14 protein-coding genes and 1 tRNA gene are annotated in these 15,428 nt (G+C 67.8%); 6 read left to right on the top strand and 9 right to left on the bottom strand.

The annotated features are described in order from the left end of the window. Together UC35_RS21105 and UC35_RS21100 are read left to right on the top strand one after the other, a co-directional pair. Positions 1–2,022: a M3 family metallopeptidase gene (locus UC35_RS21105; RefSeq protein WP_061503983.1), complete on the top strand. Its 2,022-nt coding sequence runs from the start codon at positions 1–3 to the stop codon at positions 2,020–2,022. 31 nt (positions 2,023–2,053) lie between these two features. Beyond that, on the top strand, positions 2,054–2,698 hold the full coding sequence (locus tag UC35_RS21100; protein ID WP_061503982.1) for a glutaredoxin domain-containing protein: 645 nt from the start codon (positions 2,054–2,056) through the stop codon (positions 2,696–2,698). A gap of 1 nt (position 2,699) precedes the next feature. Here the strand turns inward: UC35_RS21100 and rpiA are convergent, their stop codons facing one another. After that, positions 2,700–3,371: a ribose-5-phosphate isomerase RpiA gene (gene rpiA / locus UC35_RS21095; protein WP_061503211.1), complete on the bottom strand. Its 672-nt coding sequence runs from the start codon at positions 3,369–3,371 to the stop codon at positions 2,700–2,702. A 32-nt stretch (positions 3,372–3,403) separates the two neighbouring features. Between rpiA and UC35_RS21090 the strand changes: the two genes are divergently transcribed. Next, positions 3,404–4,462: a quinone-dependent dihydroorotate dehydrogenase gene (locus tag UC35_RS21090; protein WP_061503208.1), complete on the top strand. Its 1,059-nt coding sequence runs from the start codon at positions 3,404–3,406 to the stop codon at positions 4,460–4,462. Here UC35_RS21090 and UC35_RS21085 read toward each other — a convergent pair. From UC35_RS21085 to UC35_RS21075, 3 genes are read right to left on the bottom strand one after another with little or no spacing between them, the layout of a single operon-like run. Further along, a complete protein-coding gene (locus UC35_RS21085) occupies positions 4,450–6,567 on the bottom strand; it encodes a TonB-dependent receptor (RefSeq protein WP_061503206.1) in 2,118 nt (705 codons plus the stop codon). The two genes, UC35_RS21090 and UC35_RS21085, sit on opposite strands and share 13 nt — an antisense overlap. Next, a complete protein-coding gene (locus UC35_RS21080; RefSeq protein WP_061503205.1) occupies positions 6,564–7,676 on the bottom strand; it encodes an NAD(P)/FAD-dependent oxidoreductase in 1,113 nt (370 codons plus the stop codon). Before UC35_RS21080 ends, UC35_RS21085 begins: the two co-directional genes overlap by 4 nt. A 15-nt stretch (positions 7,677–7,691) precedes the next feature. Then, positions 7,692–8,543, bottom strand: coding sequence for an N-formylglutamate amidohydrolase (locus tag UC35_RS21075; protein ID WP_061503202.1), 852 nt, complete (start codon positions 8,541–8,543; stop codon positions 7,692–7,694). Positions 8,544–8,683: 140 nt separating this feature from the next. Here UC35_RS21075 and UC35_RS21070 point away from each other — a divergent pair, with 140 nt between their 5' ends. Together UC35_RS21070 and UC35_RS21065 are read left to right on the top strand one after the other, a co-directional pair. Beyond that, entirely contained in the window at positions 8,684–10,102 is a 1,419-nt protein-coding gene (locus tag UC35_RS21070) for an NfeD family protein (protein WP_061503200.1), read from the top strand. After that, the gene (locus UC35_RS21065; RefSeq protein ID WP_061503198.1) at positions 10,099–10,881 is read left to right on the top strand and encodes a slipin family protein; all 783 of its coding nucleotides are present in this window, start codon (positions 10,099–10,101) and stop codon (positions 10,879–10,881) included. Before UC35_RS21070 ends, UC35_RS21065 begins: the two co-directional genes overlap by 4 nt. A gap of 199 nt (positions 10,882–11,080) precedes the next feature. Here UC35_RS21065 and UC35_RS21060 read toward each other — a convergent pair whose 3' ends face one another. From UC35_RS21060 to dnaQ, 3 genes are all read right to left on the bottom strand, one after another. Then, on the bottom strand, positions 11,081–11,320 hold the full coding sequence (locus tag UC35_RS21060) for a hypothetical protein (protein WP_061503981.1): 240 nt from the start codon (positions 11,318–11,320) through the stop codon (positions 11,081–11,083). 253 nt (positions 11,321–11,573) lie between these two features. Then, a tRNA-Val gene (locus UC35_RS21055) sits at positions 11,574–11,648 on the bottom strand. 28 nt (positions 11,649–11,676) lie between these two features. Next, the gene (gene dnaQ / locus UC35_RS21050; RefSeq protein WP_061503196.1) at positions 11,677–12,390 is read right to left on the bottom strand and encodes a DNA polymerase III subunit epsilon; all 714 of its coding nucleotides are present in this window, start codon (positions 12,388–12,390) and stop codon (positions 11,677–11,679) included. A 47-nt stretch (positions 12,391–12,437) separates the two neighbouring features. Between dnaQ and UC35_RS21045 the strand changes: the two genes are divergently transcribed. Beyond that, the gene (locus tag UC35_RS21045; RefSeq protein ID WP_227820396.1) at positions 12,438–13,196 is read left to right on the top strand and encodes an SDR family NAD(P)-dependent oxidoreductase; all 759 of its coding nucleotides are present in this window, start codon (positions 12,438–12,440) and stop codon (positions 13,194–13,196) included. Positions 13,197–13,225: 29 nt separating this feature from the next. Here the strand turns inward: UC35_RS21045 and fdx are convergent, their stop codons facing one another. Next, complete coding sequence (gene fdx / locus UC35_RS21040; RefSeq protein ID WP_061503193.1) at positions 13,226–13,564, bottom strand: ISC system 2Fe-2S type ferredoxin; 339 nt, start codon at positions 13,562–13,564, stop codon at positions 13,226–13,228. Between the two features lie 2 nt (positions 13,565–13,566). After that, complete coding sequence (hscA, locus tag UC35_RS21035) at positions 13,567–15,426, bottom strand: Fe-S protein assembly chaperone HscA (RefSeq protein ID WP_061503191.1); 1,860 nt, start codon at positions 15,424–15,426, stop codon at positions 13,567–13,569. Positions 15,427–15,428: the final 2 nt, after the last annotated feature.

Below are 15,428 nucleotides of genomic sequence, written 5' to 3'. Positions count from 1 at the left end.
ATGAGCAATCCCCTCCTCGACTTCGAAGATCTCCCCCGGTTCGACCAGGTCCGGCCGGATCACGTGGCTTCCGCCGTGGACCAGTTGCTGGCCGCCGCCGACGCGGCGCTGGCGCAGGTCACGCAGGCCGACTTCCCCAGCGACTGGAATGCCATCGCCAAGGTGCTCGAAGCCGCCACCGAGCGGCTGGGTCGCGGCTGGGGCGTGGTGAGCCACCTCAATGCGGTCGCCGACACGCCCGAACTGCGCGCGGCGTACAACGAAGCGCTGCCCAAGGTCACTGACTTCTGGACCCGGCTGGGCTCGGACGAGCGCCTGTACGCCAAGTACAAGGCGATCGACGCGGCGACGCTCAATCCCGAGCAGCGGCAGGCGCACAAGAATGCGATCCGCAATTTCGTGCTGGGTGGCGCCGAACTATCCGGCGCCCCCAAGGAGCGCTACGCCGCCATCCAGGAACGGCTGGCGGAACTGAGCCAGAAATTCAGCGAGAACGCGCTGGACGCCACCGACGCCTTTGCCTACTACGCCGGTGAAGCCGAAGCCGCGGGCCTGCCCGCGGACGTGGTCCTGGCCGCCCGCGCCGCCGCCCAGGAGGATGGCAAAGCCGGCTACAAGCTCACGCTGAAGATGCCCAGCTACTTGCCGGTGATGCAGTTTGGTCACGACCGGGCCCTGCGCGAACGCATGTACCGCGCCTACGTCACCCGCGCCAGCGACCAGGGCGAGCCGCGCCTGGACAACACGGCCCTGATGCGCGAGATCCTCGCCCTGCGCCGTGAGGAGTCGCAGCTCCTGGGCTACGGCAACTTCGGGGAGGTGTCGGTCGTGCCGAAGATGGCCGACTCGCCGGCGCAGGTGGTCTCGTTCCTGCGCGATCTCGCGGCCCGGGCGCGCCCGCATGCGTTGAAGGACCTGGCGGACATGCGCGCCTTCGCCGCCGTCAAGCTGGGCATCGGTGACCCGCAGGCCTGGGACTGGCCCTATATCGGCGAGAAGCTGAAGGAGGAGCGCTATGCCTTCAGCGAACAGGAGGTCAAGCAGTACTTCACGGCGCCCAAGGTGCTGGCGGGCCTGTTCAAGATCGTCGAGACGCTGTTCGAGGTCGCCATCCAGCGTGACCAGGCCCCGGCCTGGAACCCCTTGGTCGAGTTCTACCGCATCGAACGCAACGGGGAACTGGTGGGCCAGTTCTACCTGGACCCGGCTGCGCGCACGGGCAAGCGCGGCGGAGCCTGGATGGACGACGTGCGCGCGCGCTGGCTGCGGCCGGACAGCGGCCGCCTGCAGACCCCGGTGGCCCACCTGGTGTGCAACTTCGCGCAGGGCGTGGAGGGCAAGCCGGCGCTGCTGACGCACGACGACGTCATCACCCTGTTCCACGAATTCGGCCACGGCCTGCACCACATGCTCACGCGCGTGAACGAACTCGACGTGTCGGGCATCAGCGGCGTCGAGTGGGACGCGGTTGAACTTCCCAGCCAGTTCATGGAGAACTTCTGCTGGGAGTGGGCGGTGCTGCGCCACATGACCTCTCATGTGGACAGCGGCGAGCCGCTGCCACGCGCCCTGTTCGACAAGATGCTGGCGGCCAAGAATTTCCAGAGCGGCCTGGCGACGCTGCGCCAGATCGAGTTCGGCCTGTTCGACATGCTGCTGCACACCGAGCACGACCCGCAGGGCGACTTCATGCCGCTGCTGGCCAAGGTACGCGACGAAGTGGCGGTGATCCAGCCGCCCGCCTTCAGCCGCACCGCGCATACATTCAGTCACATTTTCGCGGGCGGCTATGCGGCCGGCTATTACAGCTACAAGTGGGCCGAGGTCCTGAGCGCCGATGCCTACGCCGCCTTCGAGGAAAGCGCGGACGAAAATGGCTTGCCCAGTGTCGAAACCGGGAGAAAATACCGGCAGGCGATTCTCGAGTCGGGCGGAAGCCGCCCGGCGATGGAATCGTTCAAGGCCTTCCGCGGACGCGAACCCACTCTGGACGCGTTGCTTCGCCACCAGGGAATGGCCTGAAGAAAACCGACAAATGAAGGAGTGGATTCCGATGGTTTTGGCCCGCTGTCTTGTCGCCGCCGGCGTTCTGGTCCTCGTGGCCGGCATCGCTCCCGATGCGAACGCGCAACAGATTTACAAAATCGTCGGACCCGATGGGCGCGTGACTTTCTCCGACCAGCCACCCGCCACGGGACCCACCGGCAACGCGGCGCCGGTTGCAGTGCGGGGCAGCGGCGGCGCCAATCTCGCGGGACTGCCCTTCGAACTGCGCCAGGCGGCCGGCCGCTATCCCGTGACGCTCTACACCTCGCCCGGGTGCAATACCTGCGCTACCGGGCGCTCCATGCTAATGGCACGCGGCATCCCCTTCGCCGAGAAGACCGTGACCACCAATGAGGACAGCGAGGCCTTCAAGCGCATGGGCGCCACGACGGTGCCGGTGCTGACCATCGGCAGCCAGCAGCTCAGGGGCTACAGCGACATCGAATGGGCCCAGTTCCTCGACGCGGCCGGCTATCCCCGGACCTCGCAGCTGCCGCCCTCCTATGTGCCCAGCCCGGCGACACCGCTGGTGGCCCTGGACGACTCCCCCCGCACGCCGGCGCCTACGCGCCAGGCCACGGCCGCACCCACGGGCCGGACGGCCGCTCCCACCGAAATGCCGACGGAAAATCCCGCAGGCATCCGGTTCTGATCTAGAAGTTCAGTGTCTTGACCCCGGCCGCGGTGCCCAGCAGGCACACGGCGGCTTTCTGGTGGGCGAACACGCCCACCGTCACCACCCCCGGCCACTGGTTCACTTCGCTTTCGAAGGCGAGCGGATCGCGGATGGCCAGCCCGCTGACATCGAGGATGTGCTGGCCGTTGTCGGTTACCAGCGCTTGTCCGTCCTTCATGCGCAGCTTGGCCACCCCGCCCATGCCGGCGAACTGGCGCGCCACGCGCTGCGCAGCCATCGGGATCACCTCCACCGGCACCGGAAAGCGCCCCAGCGCCTCGACCAGCTTGCTCTCGTCGGCGATGCAGATGAAGCGCTCGCTTTGCGCCGCCACGATCTTCTCGCGCGTGAGCGCCGCGCCGCCGCCCTTGATCATGAACCCGCGGTGGTCGATCTCGTCGGCGCCATCGATGTAGACGGAGATGCGCTCGACCTCGTTCGAGTCGAAGACGGGAATGCCGATCGCGCGCAGCCGTTCGGTCGATGCGACCGAACTGGACACCGCCCCGGGGATGCGGTCCTTCATCGTGGCGAGCGCGTCGATGAACTTGTTCACCGTGGAGCCCGTACCCACGCCCACCACCTGGCCGGGCACCACGTATTGGAGCGCGGCCTGGCCCACCAGCGCTTTGAGTTCGTCCTGGGTCATTTGAGACAATCCGGAAGTTAAACGGATTATCCATGTCGCTGCTGCCCTACTCGCTCGCCCGCCCTTTCCTGTTCGGGCTCGACCCCGAAACCGCGCACGAGCTGACCCTGCAGTCGCTGGCGCGCGTGCAAGGCACGCCGCTCGAGTGGGCCTACTGCAATGGCCTGGTGGAAGACCCCGTGACGCTGGCCGGCCTGAAGTTCCCGAACCGCGTGGGGCTGGCCGCTGGGCTGGACAAGAACGCGCGCTGCATCGATGCCCTGGGCGCGATGGGCTTCGGCTTCGTGGAAGTGGGCACCGTGACGCCCAAGCCGCAGCCCGGCAACCCCAAGCCGCGCATGTTCCGGCTGCCGCAAGCCAACGCCCTCATCAACCGGCTCGGCTTCAACAATGACGGGCTGGAGGCCTTCGTCGCCAACGTGCAGCGCGCCTCGTTCCGGCGCAAGGGCCGCATCCTGGGCCTGAACATCGGCAAGAACGCGGCCACGCCGATCGAAGAGGCCACCAGCGACTATCTGAAGGGACTGGCGGGCGTCTACCCGCATGCGGACTACGTCACCGTCAACATCTCCAGCCCGAACACCAGCAACCTGCGCTCGCTGCAGTCGGACGCCGCGCTCGACGCCCTGCTGTCGGAGATCGCCGCCGAGCGCGAAAAGCTCGCCGCACAGCACGGCCGGCGCGTACCGGTCTTCGTCAAGATCGCGCCGGACCTGGACGAGGCCCAGGTCGAACTCATCGCCGCGACGCTGAAGCGCCACGGCATGGACGGCGTGATCGCCACCAACACCACGGTGAGCCGCGATGCCGTCCAGGGCTTGCCGCACGCGCAGGAAGCCGGGGGCCTGAGCGGCGCCCCGGTGCTGGAGGCCAGCAACCGCGTGATCCGCCGCCTGCGGTCGGTGCTCGGCCCCGGCTTCCCCATCATCGGCGTGGGCGGCATCCTGAGCAGCAAGGACGCGCTGGCCAAGATCGATGCCGGCGCGGATGTGGTCCAGATCTACACCGGCCTGATCTACCGCGGGCCGGCCCTGGTGGATGAAATCGCCCGCGCGCTCAAGGGTGAGAGCCTTCTGGCTCAAAAGGCATAGGTGCCGGTGACCTTGACGATCCAGGTGCGGCCTGGCGCCGGCTCGTAGTAGCGGCCGTTGCCCTCATTGACGATCACCGAACCGGCGTAGCGGCGGTCGAACAGGTTGTCGATGCGCGCCGCTGCATTGAGCAGCCAGCCCTTGAAGTCGATCACATAGCCGGCGTGCACGGCGACCGTGGTGTAGGCCGGCGCGGCTTCGGTGTTGGCGTCATTGACCCAGACCTCGCTGGAGTAACGTAGCTCCGCACCGGCGCGCCAGCCCTTGGGCGGCTGCCAGACCAGTTCCGCGCCCGTCACCGAGCGCGCCGTGCCGGGGATGCGGTTCCCGGCCGGAATGACCAGGGTGGGCGTGGTGCACGGCGTCGATGCGCAGGTCGTGAATGAATCGCGATAGCGCGCGTCGAGCCAGGTCTGCGCCAGCTGGAACTGCCATTGCAACGGCAGTTCCTTCAGCCACGAGAGTTCGACCCCTCGCCGGCGCGTGGCGCCGGCATTCTGGAAAGTGCTGCGGCCCCCCACATTGGTCTGCGTGACGATCTCGTCCTGCGTGTTGGTCTGGAAAACGGCGGCGGTCCATTCGCTGCGCAGCGCATCCGGGGCGGCGCGCCCCTTGAGGCCCAGCTCGAAGTTGTCACTGCGCGAGGGCTGCAGGCCGAAGTTGAGGCCCGGCGCCCCGCTCGGCCGGTAGGCCAATTCGTTGAAGGTAGGCGTCTCGAAACCGCGCCCATAGGCGCCATACACATGGGCCTGCGGCGACAGCGCATACATCAGCGCCACCGCCGGCAGCGTCGCACCATAGTTCACGCTGCCGCTGTCGTTCCCGTTGGGCGGGACGATGTAGTGGTCGTCCGACTCGAAGCGTACGCTGCTGTGCCGCACCCCGGCCGTCACCGTCCACCGCGGCGCCGGTTTCCACAGGGCCTGCAGGTAGGGGTCGATGTTGCTCACCTGGTTGTCCTCGTCGCGCCGCAGGGCACCCTGCACGCCCAGGGAGGTACCGACGAAGTTCTGCCAGCCCTGCCGATGCTCCTGCATCTGGTCGTAGGCCAGGCCGGCCACCATTTCGAAGGGGCCGCCGCCAAGCTGCGTGCGGCGCGTCCAGCGCAGGTCGGCGCCCGCGTAGTCGCGATCGAGCCCGATCACGCCCCCGGGATGCAGTGGACTCAGCTGTGGCGCGACCGGGATCGCCTGGAACTGCGTGGTGTCGCGATGGCCGGCGTACAACATGAAGCGCAGCAGGTCGCCTTGCGCCAGGCGGGCCTCGTGCACCAGGCCGAGCTGCTGCTGGTCCACGGTCTTGCGCGTGTCGAACTGCAGCGCCGCCGGGTCCACGCTGCGCGGGTTCGAGTCGAACTGCGTGCGCGTCAGGCCCAGGGGATCCTGGGCCCGCAGGTCCAGCGCATTGGCCACCACGGTCCACTGCCGGCCCTCGCCGGTCTGGAAATCCAGCCGTGCATTGCCCAGGTCGCGCCTGACCTCGCTGTGGTCGCGCCAGCCGTCGTAGCCGAGATGGTTGATGCTTGCCACATAGCCCAGCGAGGGCGTGGAGCCGGTCACCCGCACACCCGGGCGCACCAGGGCGTCGCTGCCGAGCGCCAGCGTGCCCGTGGCCTGTGCCGGTCCCTGGCCGGGGTCGGTGAACAGTTGGACGACACCCCCCGAGGAGTTGCCGTACAGCACGGAGAACGGCCCCCGCAAGACTTCCAGGCGGCCGGCTGACGCCAGGTCGAAATGCGAGAGCTGTCCCTGCCCGTCCGGCATGGTTGCCGGAATGCCATCGACATAGAGGCGCACGCCACGCACGCCGAAGGTCGAACGAGAGCCGAAGCCGCGGATGGACAACTGCAGGTCCTGCGCGTAGTTCTGCCGGTCGCGCGCGACCACGCCCGGCACCACGAAGATGCTCTCCGACAGGTTGATCTCGGGCCGGGCCGCCGAGCGCATGCGCTCGCCGTCGATCACCGAGACCGATGCCGGCACGTCGAAGGGCGCCGCCTCCGTGCGCGTCGCGGTCACCGTCACCGGTTGCAGGGCGGTTGTCTGCTGCGCCATCGCCGCACCGGTGGCCGCGCAGGAGCAGGCCCAAATGGCAATGTGCTTCATGAGAGCATCCCCGCGATGTGTTCGCCGATGGCCAGGCTGCTGGTGAGCCCCGGCGACTCGATCCCGAACAGGTTGACCAGGCCGGGCACGCCGTGCACGCCGGGGCCGTCGATGCGGAAGTCCGGCGCCTTCTCGTGCGGTCCGTGGATCTTGGGCCGGATGCCGCTGTAGCCGGGCTGCAGGACACCGTCCGGCAGCGCGGGCCAGTAACGCCGCACCTCGGCGTAGAAGCCGTCGGCGCGCCGCGGATCGACCTCATAGTCGAGCGCGTCGGCATCGTGCGTGTCCAGCCACTGGAGGTCGGGACCGAACTTCGCCTGCCCGCCCAGGTCCAGCGTGAGGTGCACCCCCAGCCAGGCGTCGGCGGGCGCCGGGTACACCAGCCGGCTGAAGGGCGCCCGGCCGGCCAGCGTGTAGTAGTTGCCCTTGGCGAAGTGCTCCTGCGGGACGAAGGCGGCGTCCAGGCCCATGAAGCGCCGCGCCAGGGCGCAGGCGTGCAGCGAGGCTGAATTGACGAGCACACCGGCGGCCAGTTCGCTGCCGTCGGCCATGCGAATCACGTGCGGCTCGCCCCCACGCCCCAGCGTTGCCGAATCGACGGCGGAACTCAATGCGACCATCCCGCCGGCGCGTTCGAGGTCGCCCTGCAGGGCCAGCATCAGCGCATGGCTGTCCACGATGCCCGTGCTGGGCGACAACAAGGCCGCGACGCAACGCAGCGCCGGCTCCATCGCCAGCGCCGCCCGCTTGTCCAGCATTTCCACCGGCACGCCGTTGGCCAGCGCTCGATCGCGCAGGGCCTGCAGCGCCGCGGCTTCCGACTCGTCCTGGGCCACCACCAGCTTGCCGCAATTGCGATGCGGCACGCCATGGCTCGCGCACAGCGCATAGAGCAGTTCCTTGCCCCGCACGCACAGGCGCGCCTTCAGCGAGCCGGGCACGTAGTAGAGGCCGGCGTGGATGACCTCGCTGTTGCGCGAACTCACGCCCTGCCCGATGACCGCGTTCGACTCGCAGACGATGGTTTCCTTGCCCGTCATCGCGAGCGCCCGTGCCACCGCCAGGCCGACGACGCCCGCACCGACCACCAGGGCGTCAACGCGGTCCATGGGGTGTCGCCTCCATCAGAGGTCGCGGCGCGGGTCCAGCGCCAGCAGCATGTCGATCAGCTTGTGCAGGTTCGCCTTCAGGCCTTCGAACCCCGCGTGCAACTCCAGCGTCTTCTCATCCATGTAGAGCTTGCGGTTGACCTCCACCTGAATGCTGTGCCGTTGGCCGGCAGGATCGCCGTGACGGCGTACCAGTTCAACGCCCTTGTACGGATGGTTGTACGAGACCTTGTAGCCCAGCGACTCGAGGTAGCGGCAGATCCGGCGCGACAGCTGCGGGTCGGCGCTGGTCCCGTCGCGGTCGCCGATGACGAAATCGGCATGCACCAGACCGGGATAGTCGGTTGCGAACTGCGCAGCCACGGCCGGCATGGAATGGCAGTTCAGGTGGATGCTGTAGCCGTGGCGCGCATGGGCCCGGGCGATGGCCGTCCCCACGGCCTCATGGTAGGGCTGCCAGCAGTGCTCAATGCGGCTGCGCACTTCCTGCACCGAGAGGTGCCGGTCGTACAGCGGCACGCCATCGTCGGTGCAGCGCCAGACCAGGCCCTTGCCCAGCCGCACCTTGGACAGTGCCTTGGCTTCGGTCTCCATGGCATCGGGCCAGGGCTCGTCAAACAGGGCGGCGTCGATCTCCGTCACGTTTCGATTGACATCGAGGTAGCTGCGCGGGAACAGTGCCTCGATCCACGCCACGCCCATGGCGGGTGCGAAGTCGTAGAGCTTCTCGACGTGGGTGTCCTCGGCTTGGCGCAGTGCGCGCAGCTCACAGGCATGCCGGAAATCGGCCGGGTAGCTCACGCCGCTGTGCGGCGAGTCGAGCACCAGCGCCGACTCTCCCGAGACGACTCGGATCAGCGAATTCATGAGGCCGATTGTGGCGCAGCGGCTCGCGCTTGGGTGGCACGAGCCCGGGCCCATGGTTGAGCTCGGGTGTCGGGAAAAGCGCCTGCGGCAGCCTTGCCAGCGCCATTGAAAGAGCGTCGCGGCAAGCGCATAGTGACCTCATGGGTTTCACCCGCTTGAACACCCCAGCGCCGGGCCGTTGGACTCGGTGGCTGCGGCATGCGCTGCTGCTGGCCGCACTCGTGTTCAGCGCAGCCCCAGGTGGAACGCAGGCCGCGCCAGTCGCCGTGCTGAAGCTGCAGGGCGCACTCGATCCGGCGAGCGCTGACTACCTGGTGCGCGGCATGCGGCGCGCGGGCGAAAGTGGCGTGCCGCTGGTGGTGATCGAACTGGACACGCCCGGCGGACTGGAGAGCTCCATGCGACAGGTGGTGCAGGCCATCCTCGATTCGCCGGTACCGGTCGCGGTCTTCGTCACGCCGCAAGGAGCGCGCGCCGCGAGCGCTGGCACCTACCTGCTCTATGCCTCGCACATCGCGGCCATGACGCCGGCCACGACCCTGGGCGCCGCGACGCCCGTGGCGATCGGGTTGCCCATGGGCGGTGCTGGACCCAAGGACGACGAAGGCGCCGCCAAACGCCCCGCCAGCGCGGGTTCGGAGGCGCGACCCCCGGGCGACGCCATGACGGCCAAGGCAGTGCACGACGCTGCCGCATTCATCCGCGGCCTGGCGCAGCTGCGGGGACGCAATGCCGAATGGGCCGAACGTGCTGTGCGCGAAGCCGTCAGCCTGACGGCCAGCGAGGCTGCGCAGGCCAAGGTGATCGATGTGGTCGCACGGGACCTGCCCGACCTGCTGGCGCAGGCCGATGGCCGCACGGTGCGCGTGCAAGGCAAGGACCACCGCATCGCCAGTCGCGGCGCACACCACGAGTTGCAGTTGCCGGGATGGCGCCACCGGCTGCTGTCGGCGATCGCTCATCCGAGCGTGGCACTGATCCTGATGATGATCGGCATCTGGGGCCTGTTCTTCGAGTTCGCCGCGCCGGGCCACGGCATCTCGGGCGTGACCGGCACCATCTGCCTGCTGCTGGCCGCCTTCGCCCTGCAACTGCTGCCGGTGAACTACGCCGCACTCGGGCTGATCGTGCTGGGCCTCGGCCTGCTGCTGGCGGAGCTGTTCGCGCCGACCTTCGGCGTCCTGGGCGTGGGCGGCGTGATCGCGCTGGCGGCGGGGAGCGTCCTGCTGTTCGACGTCGACGTCCCGGGCTATGGCGTGCCGCTGTCGCTGGTGCTCGCGCTGGCGGCCGTGTCGCTGGTGCTGGTGGCGCTGGCCAGCGGCGCCGCCCTGAAGACGCGGCGCCAGCCCGTCGTCAGCGGCAGCGGCGCGATGGTCGGCGCAATGGGCCGGGTGCTGGAAGCGGCACAGGGAGAGACCTGGGCCGAAGTCATGGGTGAGCGCTGGAAGGTGGCGAGTGCCCAGGCGCTGGTTCCGGGGCAGCGCGTGCGCGTGCTCGGTTCGCACGGCCTGACGCTGGACGTCCAGCCGGAAAACGAAAAGGGAGTGGTCGCATCATGAATGCATTGAGCCTTGGCCTTGGCGGCGTCTTGTTTCCGGTGGCTGTGCTGCTGCTGGTGCTGTTCGCGATGTCGGTGCGCATCCTGCGCGAGTACGAGCGCGCAGTGGTGTTCCAGCTCGGGCGCTTCTGGAAAGTCAAGGGCCCCGGACTGGTGCTGCTGATCCCCGCGGTGCAGAAGATGGTTCGCGTGGATCTGCGCATCGTCACGATGGACGTGCCGCCGCAGGACGTGATCTCGCGCGACAACGTCTCGGTGAAGGTGAATGCGGTGGTGTTCTTCCGGGTGGTCGATCCGCAGCGGGCCATCATCCAGGTGGAGAACTTCCTGATGGCAACCAGCCAGCTGGCACAGACCACGCTGCGGGTGGTGCTCGGCAAGCACGAACTCGACGACATGCTGGCCGAGCGCGAGCGCCTGAACATCGATGTGCAGCGCATCCTGGACGCGCAGACCGACGGCTGGGGCATCAAGGTCACCAACGTGGAGATCAAGCACATCGACCTGAACGAGTCCATGGTGCGCGCCATCGCGCGACAAGCCGAGGCCGAGCGCGAGCGCCGCGCCAAGGTGATCCACGCCGACGGCGAGAAACAAGCCGCGGCCGCACTGCTGGACGCGGCGCGCATGCTGTCACAGCAGCCGGAGGCCATGCAGCTTCGCTACCTCCAGACCATGACGCAGGTGGCCGGCGACCGGGCCTCCACGCTGGTGTTTCCGCTGCCCATGGAGTTGTTGGGGACGCTGCTGGCGAAGAAGCCGCTGCCGGGGGGTGAGTGAGCCTTCGACGCGGCCGCTGGCGCCTGCCGCCTGGGACAGTTCTGCCAACGCCGACCGCGCCAGCGGTCAAGGCCGCTGACCCGGCGTCGTAGACCCGCTAGTTGCGTTGAGAGCTCACCGTGTGCAGCTCTCTGTTTGCGGCCGAAAAGCCTGTCTGCCTCTGCCTTCAGTGCAGCGACCCCGGCATCCCCGCAGGGTTTCAGATCCCCAGCAGCTTCTTCGCCTCGCCCAGGCTCTTCATCGAATCGTCGTGCTTGCCGGCCTTGTGCTGGGCTTCGCCGTCGGCGCGCATCTTGGCCACCTTATCGGCGACATCCTTGGACAGGGCCGGCTTGGTCGCCAGCTTGGCGTCGATGGCCTTCATCTCGTTGGGGCAGTTGTGGGCCCAGGCGGTGGCGGCGAAAACCGTGCCGGCGATCAGGACTAGGGCTTGACGCATGGCGCTCTCCTTGCTGGGAAGCATGTGAAGAGCAAACCTTATCGCCGCGATGACGGCGCCGTCAACGTGGTTTCCGCTGCCCCGGCCAGGCAGCCCAGCCACGCCAGCGTCTGCATGGGGCGATGTGTGAAGCAGCGACATTGCGCCGAAAGGCCGTGCTGCTTCTCGCAGCGTCGGTTTTCCGTACCTTTTCCGTACGCAAGAAAAAAGGCACTGAGCGTTTCCGCTAAGTGCCTGACTTCTTTGATGAATTTGGTGGGTGATACATGGATCGAACATGTGACCCCTGCCGTGTGAAGGCAGTGCTCTACCGCTGAGCTAATCACCCGATTTTTCCGTCGCCGGAAAGCCTTGGATTATGCCATAGCTTGGATGAGCGACCTCCAGACGGTCTTGCCGCCGCTCGCTTTATCCAACTGCTTCAACACCTCGTCGTGCGCCGCAGACTCCTGGTCGCTTGCCAGCAGCACGGGCAAGGTGAAGGCGCTGAGGTCCACGCGCGTGACGATGCCGCCCACCGCTTCTTCGGACGCGACGTCGATCAGCAGCGTGTCCTGGCCGCGCGTGAGGTTGATGTAGACGTCCGCCAGCAGCTCGGCGTCGAGCAAGGCGCCGTGCAGCGTGCGGGAGGAGTTGTCGACCCCGAGCCGGTCGCACAGCGCGTCCAGGCTGTTGCGCTTGCCGGGGTACATCTCCTTGGCCATCACCAGCGTGTCCGTGACTTCGGCCACGAAGCTCGGGAACGCGGGCCGTCCGAGGAGCTCCAGTTCCTTGTTCAGGAAGCCGACGTCGAACGCGGCGTTGTGAATGATGATTTCCGCACCGGCCAGATACTCCATCAGCTCGTCGGCGACAGCCGCGAACTTGGGCTTGTCACGCAGGAACTCGTTGCTGATGCCGTGGACTTTGAGCGCGTCTTCGTGGCTGTCGCGCTCCGGATTCAGGTAGAAATGCCGGTTGTTGCCCGTGAGTTTGCGGGCCAGCAGCTCGACGCAGCCGATTTCGATGATGCGGTCGCCGCCTTCGGCTGAGAGACCCGTGGTTTCTGTATCGAGGACGATCTGGCGCACGCGGGCGATTATGCTTGAGTTGGGCGCGATGCCCGCGGGGAAAACGCATGGCGATGTTCGACCTGAATGGAAAAGTCGCACTGGTCACCGGCGGCAACGGCGGCATCGGCCTGGGCATGGCGCGGGGCCTGGCCTCTGCCGGCGCACTCGTTGTGATCGCGGCGCGCGACCCGGAAAAATCGCGCGGGGCGGCGCATGCGCTGCGCGCCGCAGGCGGCCGCGCCGATGCGATCGAGGCCGACGTGACCGACGAGGGCCTGGTGCAGCAGCTGTTCACCGAGCTCGAAAGGCGTCATGGCCGCCTCGACATCCTGGTGAACAACGCCGGCACCACGGTGCGTAAGCGCCCCGATGAACTCACCCTGCACGAGTGGCGGCACGTGATGGACACCAACCTGACCAGCGCCTTCCTGTGCTGCCAGGCCGCGCACCGCCTGCTCAAGCGCGAGGGCGGCAAGGTGATCAACATCGGCTCGATGATGTCGATCTTCGGCGCACCGTACGCAGCGGCCTATGGCGCAAGCAAGGGCGGCATCGTGCAGTTCACGCGCTCCCTCGCCACCGCCTGGGCCGCCGAGAACATCCAGGCCAATGCGGTGCTGCCCGGCTGGATCGACACGGACTTGACGCGTGGGGCCCGCGAGCAGGTTCCCGGCCTGAACGAGCGGGTGCTCGCGCGAACCCCGGCGGGCCGCTGGGGCACACCCGCGGATCTCGCGGGCATTGCGGTGTTCCTGGCCAGCAGCGCCTCGAATTTCGTGACCGGCGCCGCGATCCCGGTGGACGGGGGCTACTCGATCAGCTGAGCTTCCAGGCCAGGAAGGCGCTGGTGCGGCTAGTGCTTTTCCTTGGCGTGGTTGATCGAGTACTTGGGAATCTCTACCACCAGATCCTTCTGCGCCAGGATGGCCTGGCAGGACAGGCGCGAATTGGGCTCCAGGCCCCAGGCCCGGTCCAGCAGGTCTTCTTCGTTTTCGTCCATCTCGTTGAGCGAGTTGAAGCCCTCGCGCACGATCACGTGGCAGGTCGTGCAGGCGCAGCTCATGTCGCACGCGTGCTCGATCTTGATGCCGTTGTCCAGCAGCGCCTCGCAGATCGAGGTGCCCGCCGGCGCCTTCAACTCGGCGCCCTGGGGACAGTACTCGGGATGGGGAAGGATCTTGACTTGCGGCATCTTCAAAAAGTCTCCACGTTCCTGCCGGCCAGGGCCTGTTGGATGCTGCGGTTCATGCGCGCGGCGGCGAAACCTTCGGTGCCCTGCGCGAGCGCCTTGGTCGCCGCCTCGATCGCGGCCGCGTCACTGCTGTTCTCGGCGGTGGCGCGCAGCGACGCCATCAGCCCATCGATTCCGGCGCGCTCGTCCGCAGGCAGCAGGTCGCCGTCGGCCTGGAGTGCGCTCTGGGTGGCCAGCCACATGCGCTCGGCTTCCACCCTGGCTTCGGCCAGCGCTCGCGCCTGCACGTCCTGTTCGGCGGTGCTGAAGCTCTCGCGCAGCATGCGGGCAATTTCATCGTCAGAGAGGCCGTAGGAAGGCTTGACGTCGATGCGAGCCTCGACGCCACTGGTCTGCTCCTTCGCGGTCACCGACAGCAGCCCGTCCGCGTCGATGGTGAAGGTGACCCTGATGCGGGCTGCGCCCGCCGCCATCGGCGGGATGCCGCGCAGTTCGAAGCGGGCCAGGCTGCGGCAGTCCTGCACCAGGTCGCGCTCGCCCTGCACCACGTGCAGGGCCGTGGCGGTCTGGCCGTCCTTGTAGGTGGTGAAGTCCTGCGCCTTGGCCGTGGGAATGGTCTCGTTGCGCGGCACGATGCGCTCCACCAGGCCGCCCATGGTCTCGATGCCCAGCGACAGCGGAATCACGTCCAGCAGCAGGAGATCGCCCGAGGTGCTGTTGCCGGCGAGCTGGTTGGCCTGGATCGCCGCGCCCAGCGCCACTACTTCATCCGGATTCAGGTTGATGAGGGGCTCGCGGCCAAAGAACTCGGCCACCGCCTGACGCACCTGCGGCATGCGGGTGGAGCCGCCGACCAGTACCACGCCCTTGACCTCGTCGCGGGCCAGCTTGGCATCGCGCAAGGCCTTGCGCACCGCGGCCATGGTGCGCGCGGTCAGGTCCGCGGTGGCCGATTCGAAGTCGGCGCGGCTGACCTCCAGTTGCGCGCTGCGATCATCGGCCTGCACCGTGGCCGTCGCGCGCTCGTGATCGGAGAGCTGCTCCTTCACCGCGCGCGCAAGCGCATGGATGGCTGCCTTGTCGCGCGCGCTGGCCAACTGCAGGCCGGCGCGCTGCAGCATCCAGTCGGACAGCGCCCGGTCGTAGTCGTCGCCGCCCAGCGCCGAGTCGCCACCGGTGGCGATCACCTCGAACACGCCCCGGGTCAGGCGCAGGATGGAAATGTCGAAGGTGCCGCCGCCCAGGTCGTACACCGCATAGATGCCCTCGCTGGCGTTGTCCAGGCCATAGGCGATGGCCGCGGCCGTCGGCTCGTTGATCAGACGCAGCACATTCAGGCCGGCCAGCTGCGCGGCGTCCTTGGTGGCCTGGCGCTGCGCCTCGTCGAAATAAGCCGGCACCGTGATCACGGCGCCATAGAGATCCGCATCGAAGCTGTCTTCGGCGCGCTGGCGCAAGGTGGCGAGAATTTCGGCGCTGACTTCGACCGGGGACTTCTCCCCGGCGCGCGTGTGCAGCGTCACCATGCCCGGCTTGTCCACGAAGCGGTAGGGCAGCTTGTCGCGGCCGGCGATGTCGGCGATGCCGCGCCCCATCAGGCGCTTGACCGAGGCGATGGTGTTTTCGGCGTCCTCGGCCTGCGCCGCCTGCGCCTCGTGGCCGATCCGGCGTCCGCCTTGCTCGAGATAGCGCACCACCGAAGGCAGCAGCACCCTGCCCTGCTCGTCCGGCAGGCACTGCGCGATGCCGCTGCGCATCGACGCCACCAGCGAATGCGTGGTGCCCAGGTCGATGCCGACGGCAATACGCCGCTGGTGCGGATCGGGCGTCTGGCCGGGTTCGGAAATTTGCAGCAGCGACATGA

The organism is Ramlibacter tataouinensis, from assembly GCF_001580455.1.
GTDB classification, from domain to species: domain Bacteria; phylum Pseudomonadota; class Gammaproteobacteria; order Burkholderiales; family Burkholderiaceae_C; genus Ramlibacter; species Ramlibacter tataouinensis_B.
Note: the sequence above shows the minus strand (reverse complement) of the source record. Positions and strands in the feature narration are given on the sequence as shown.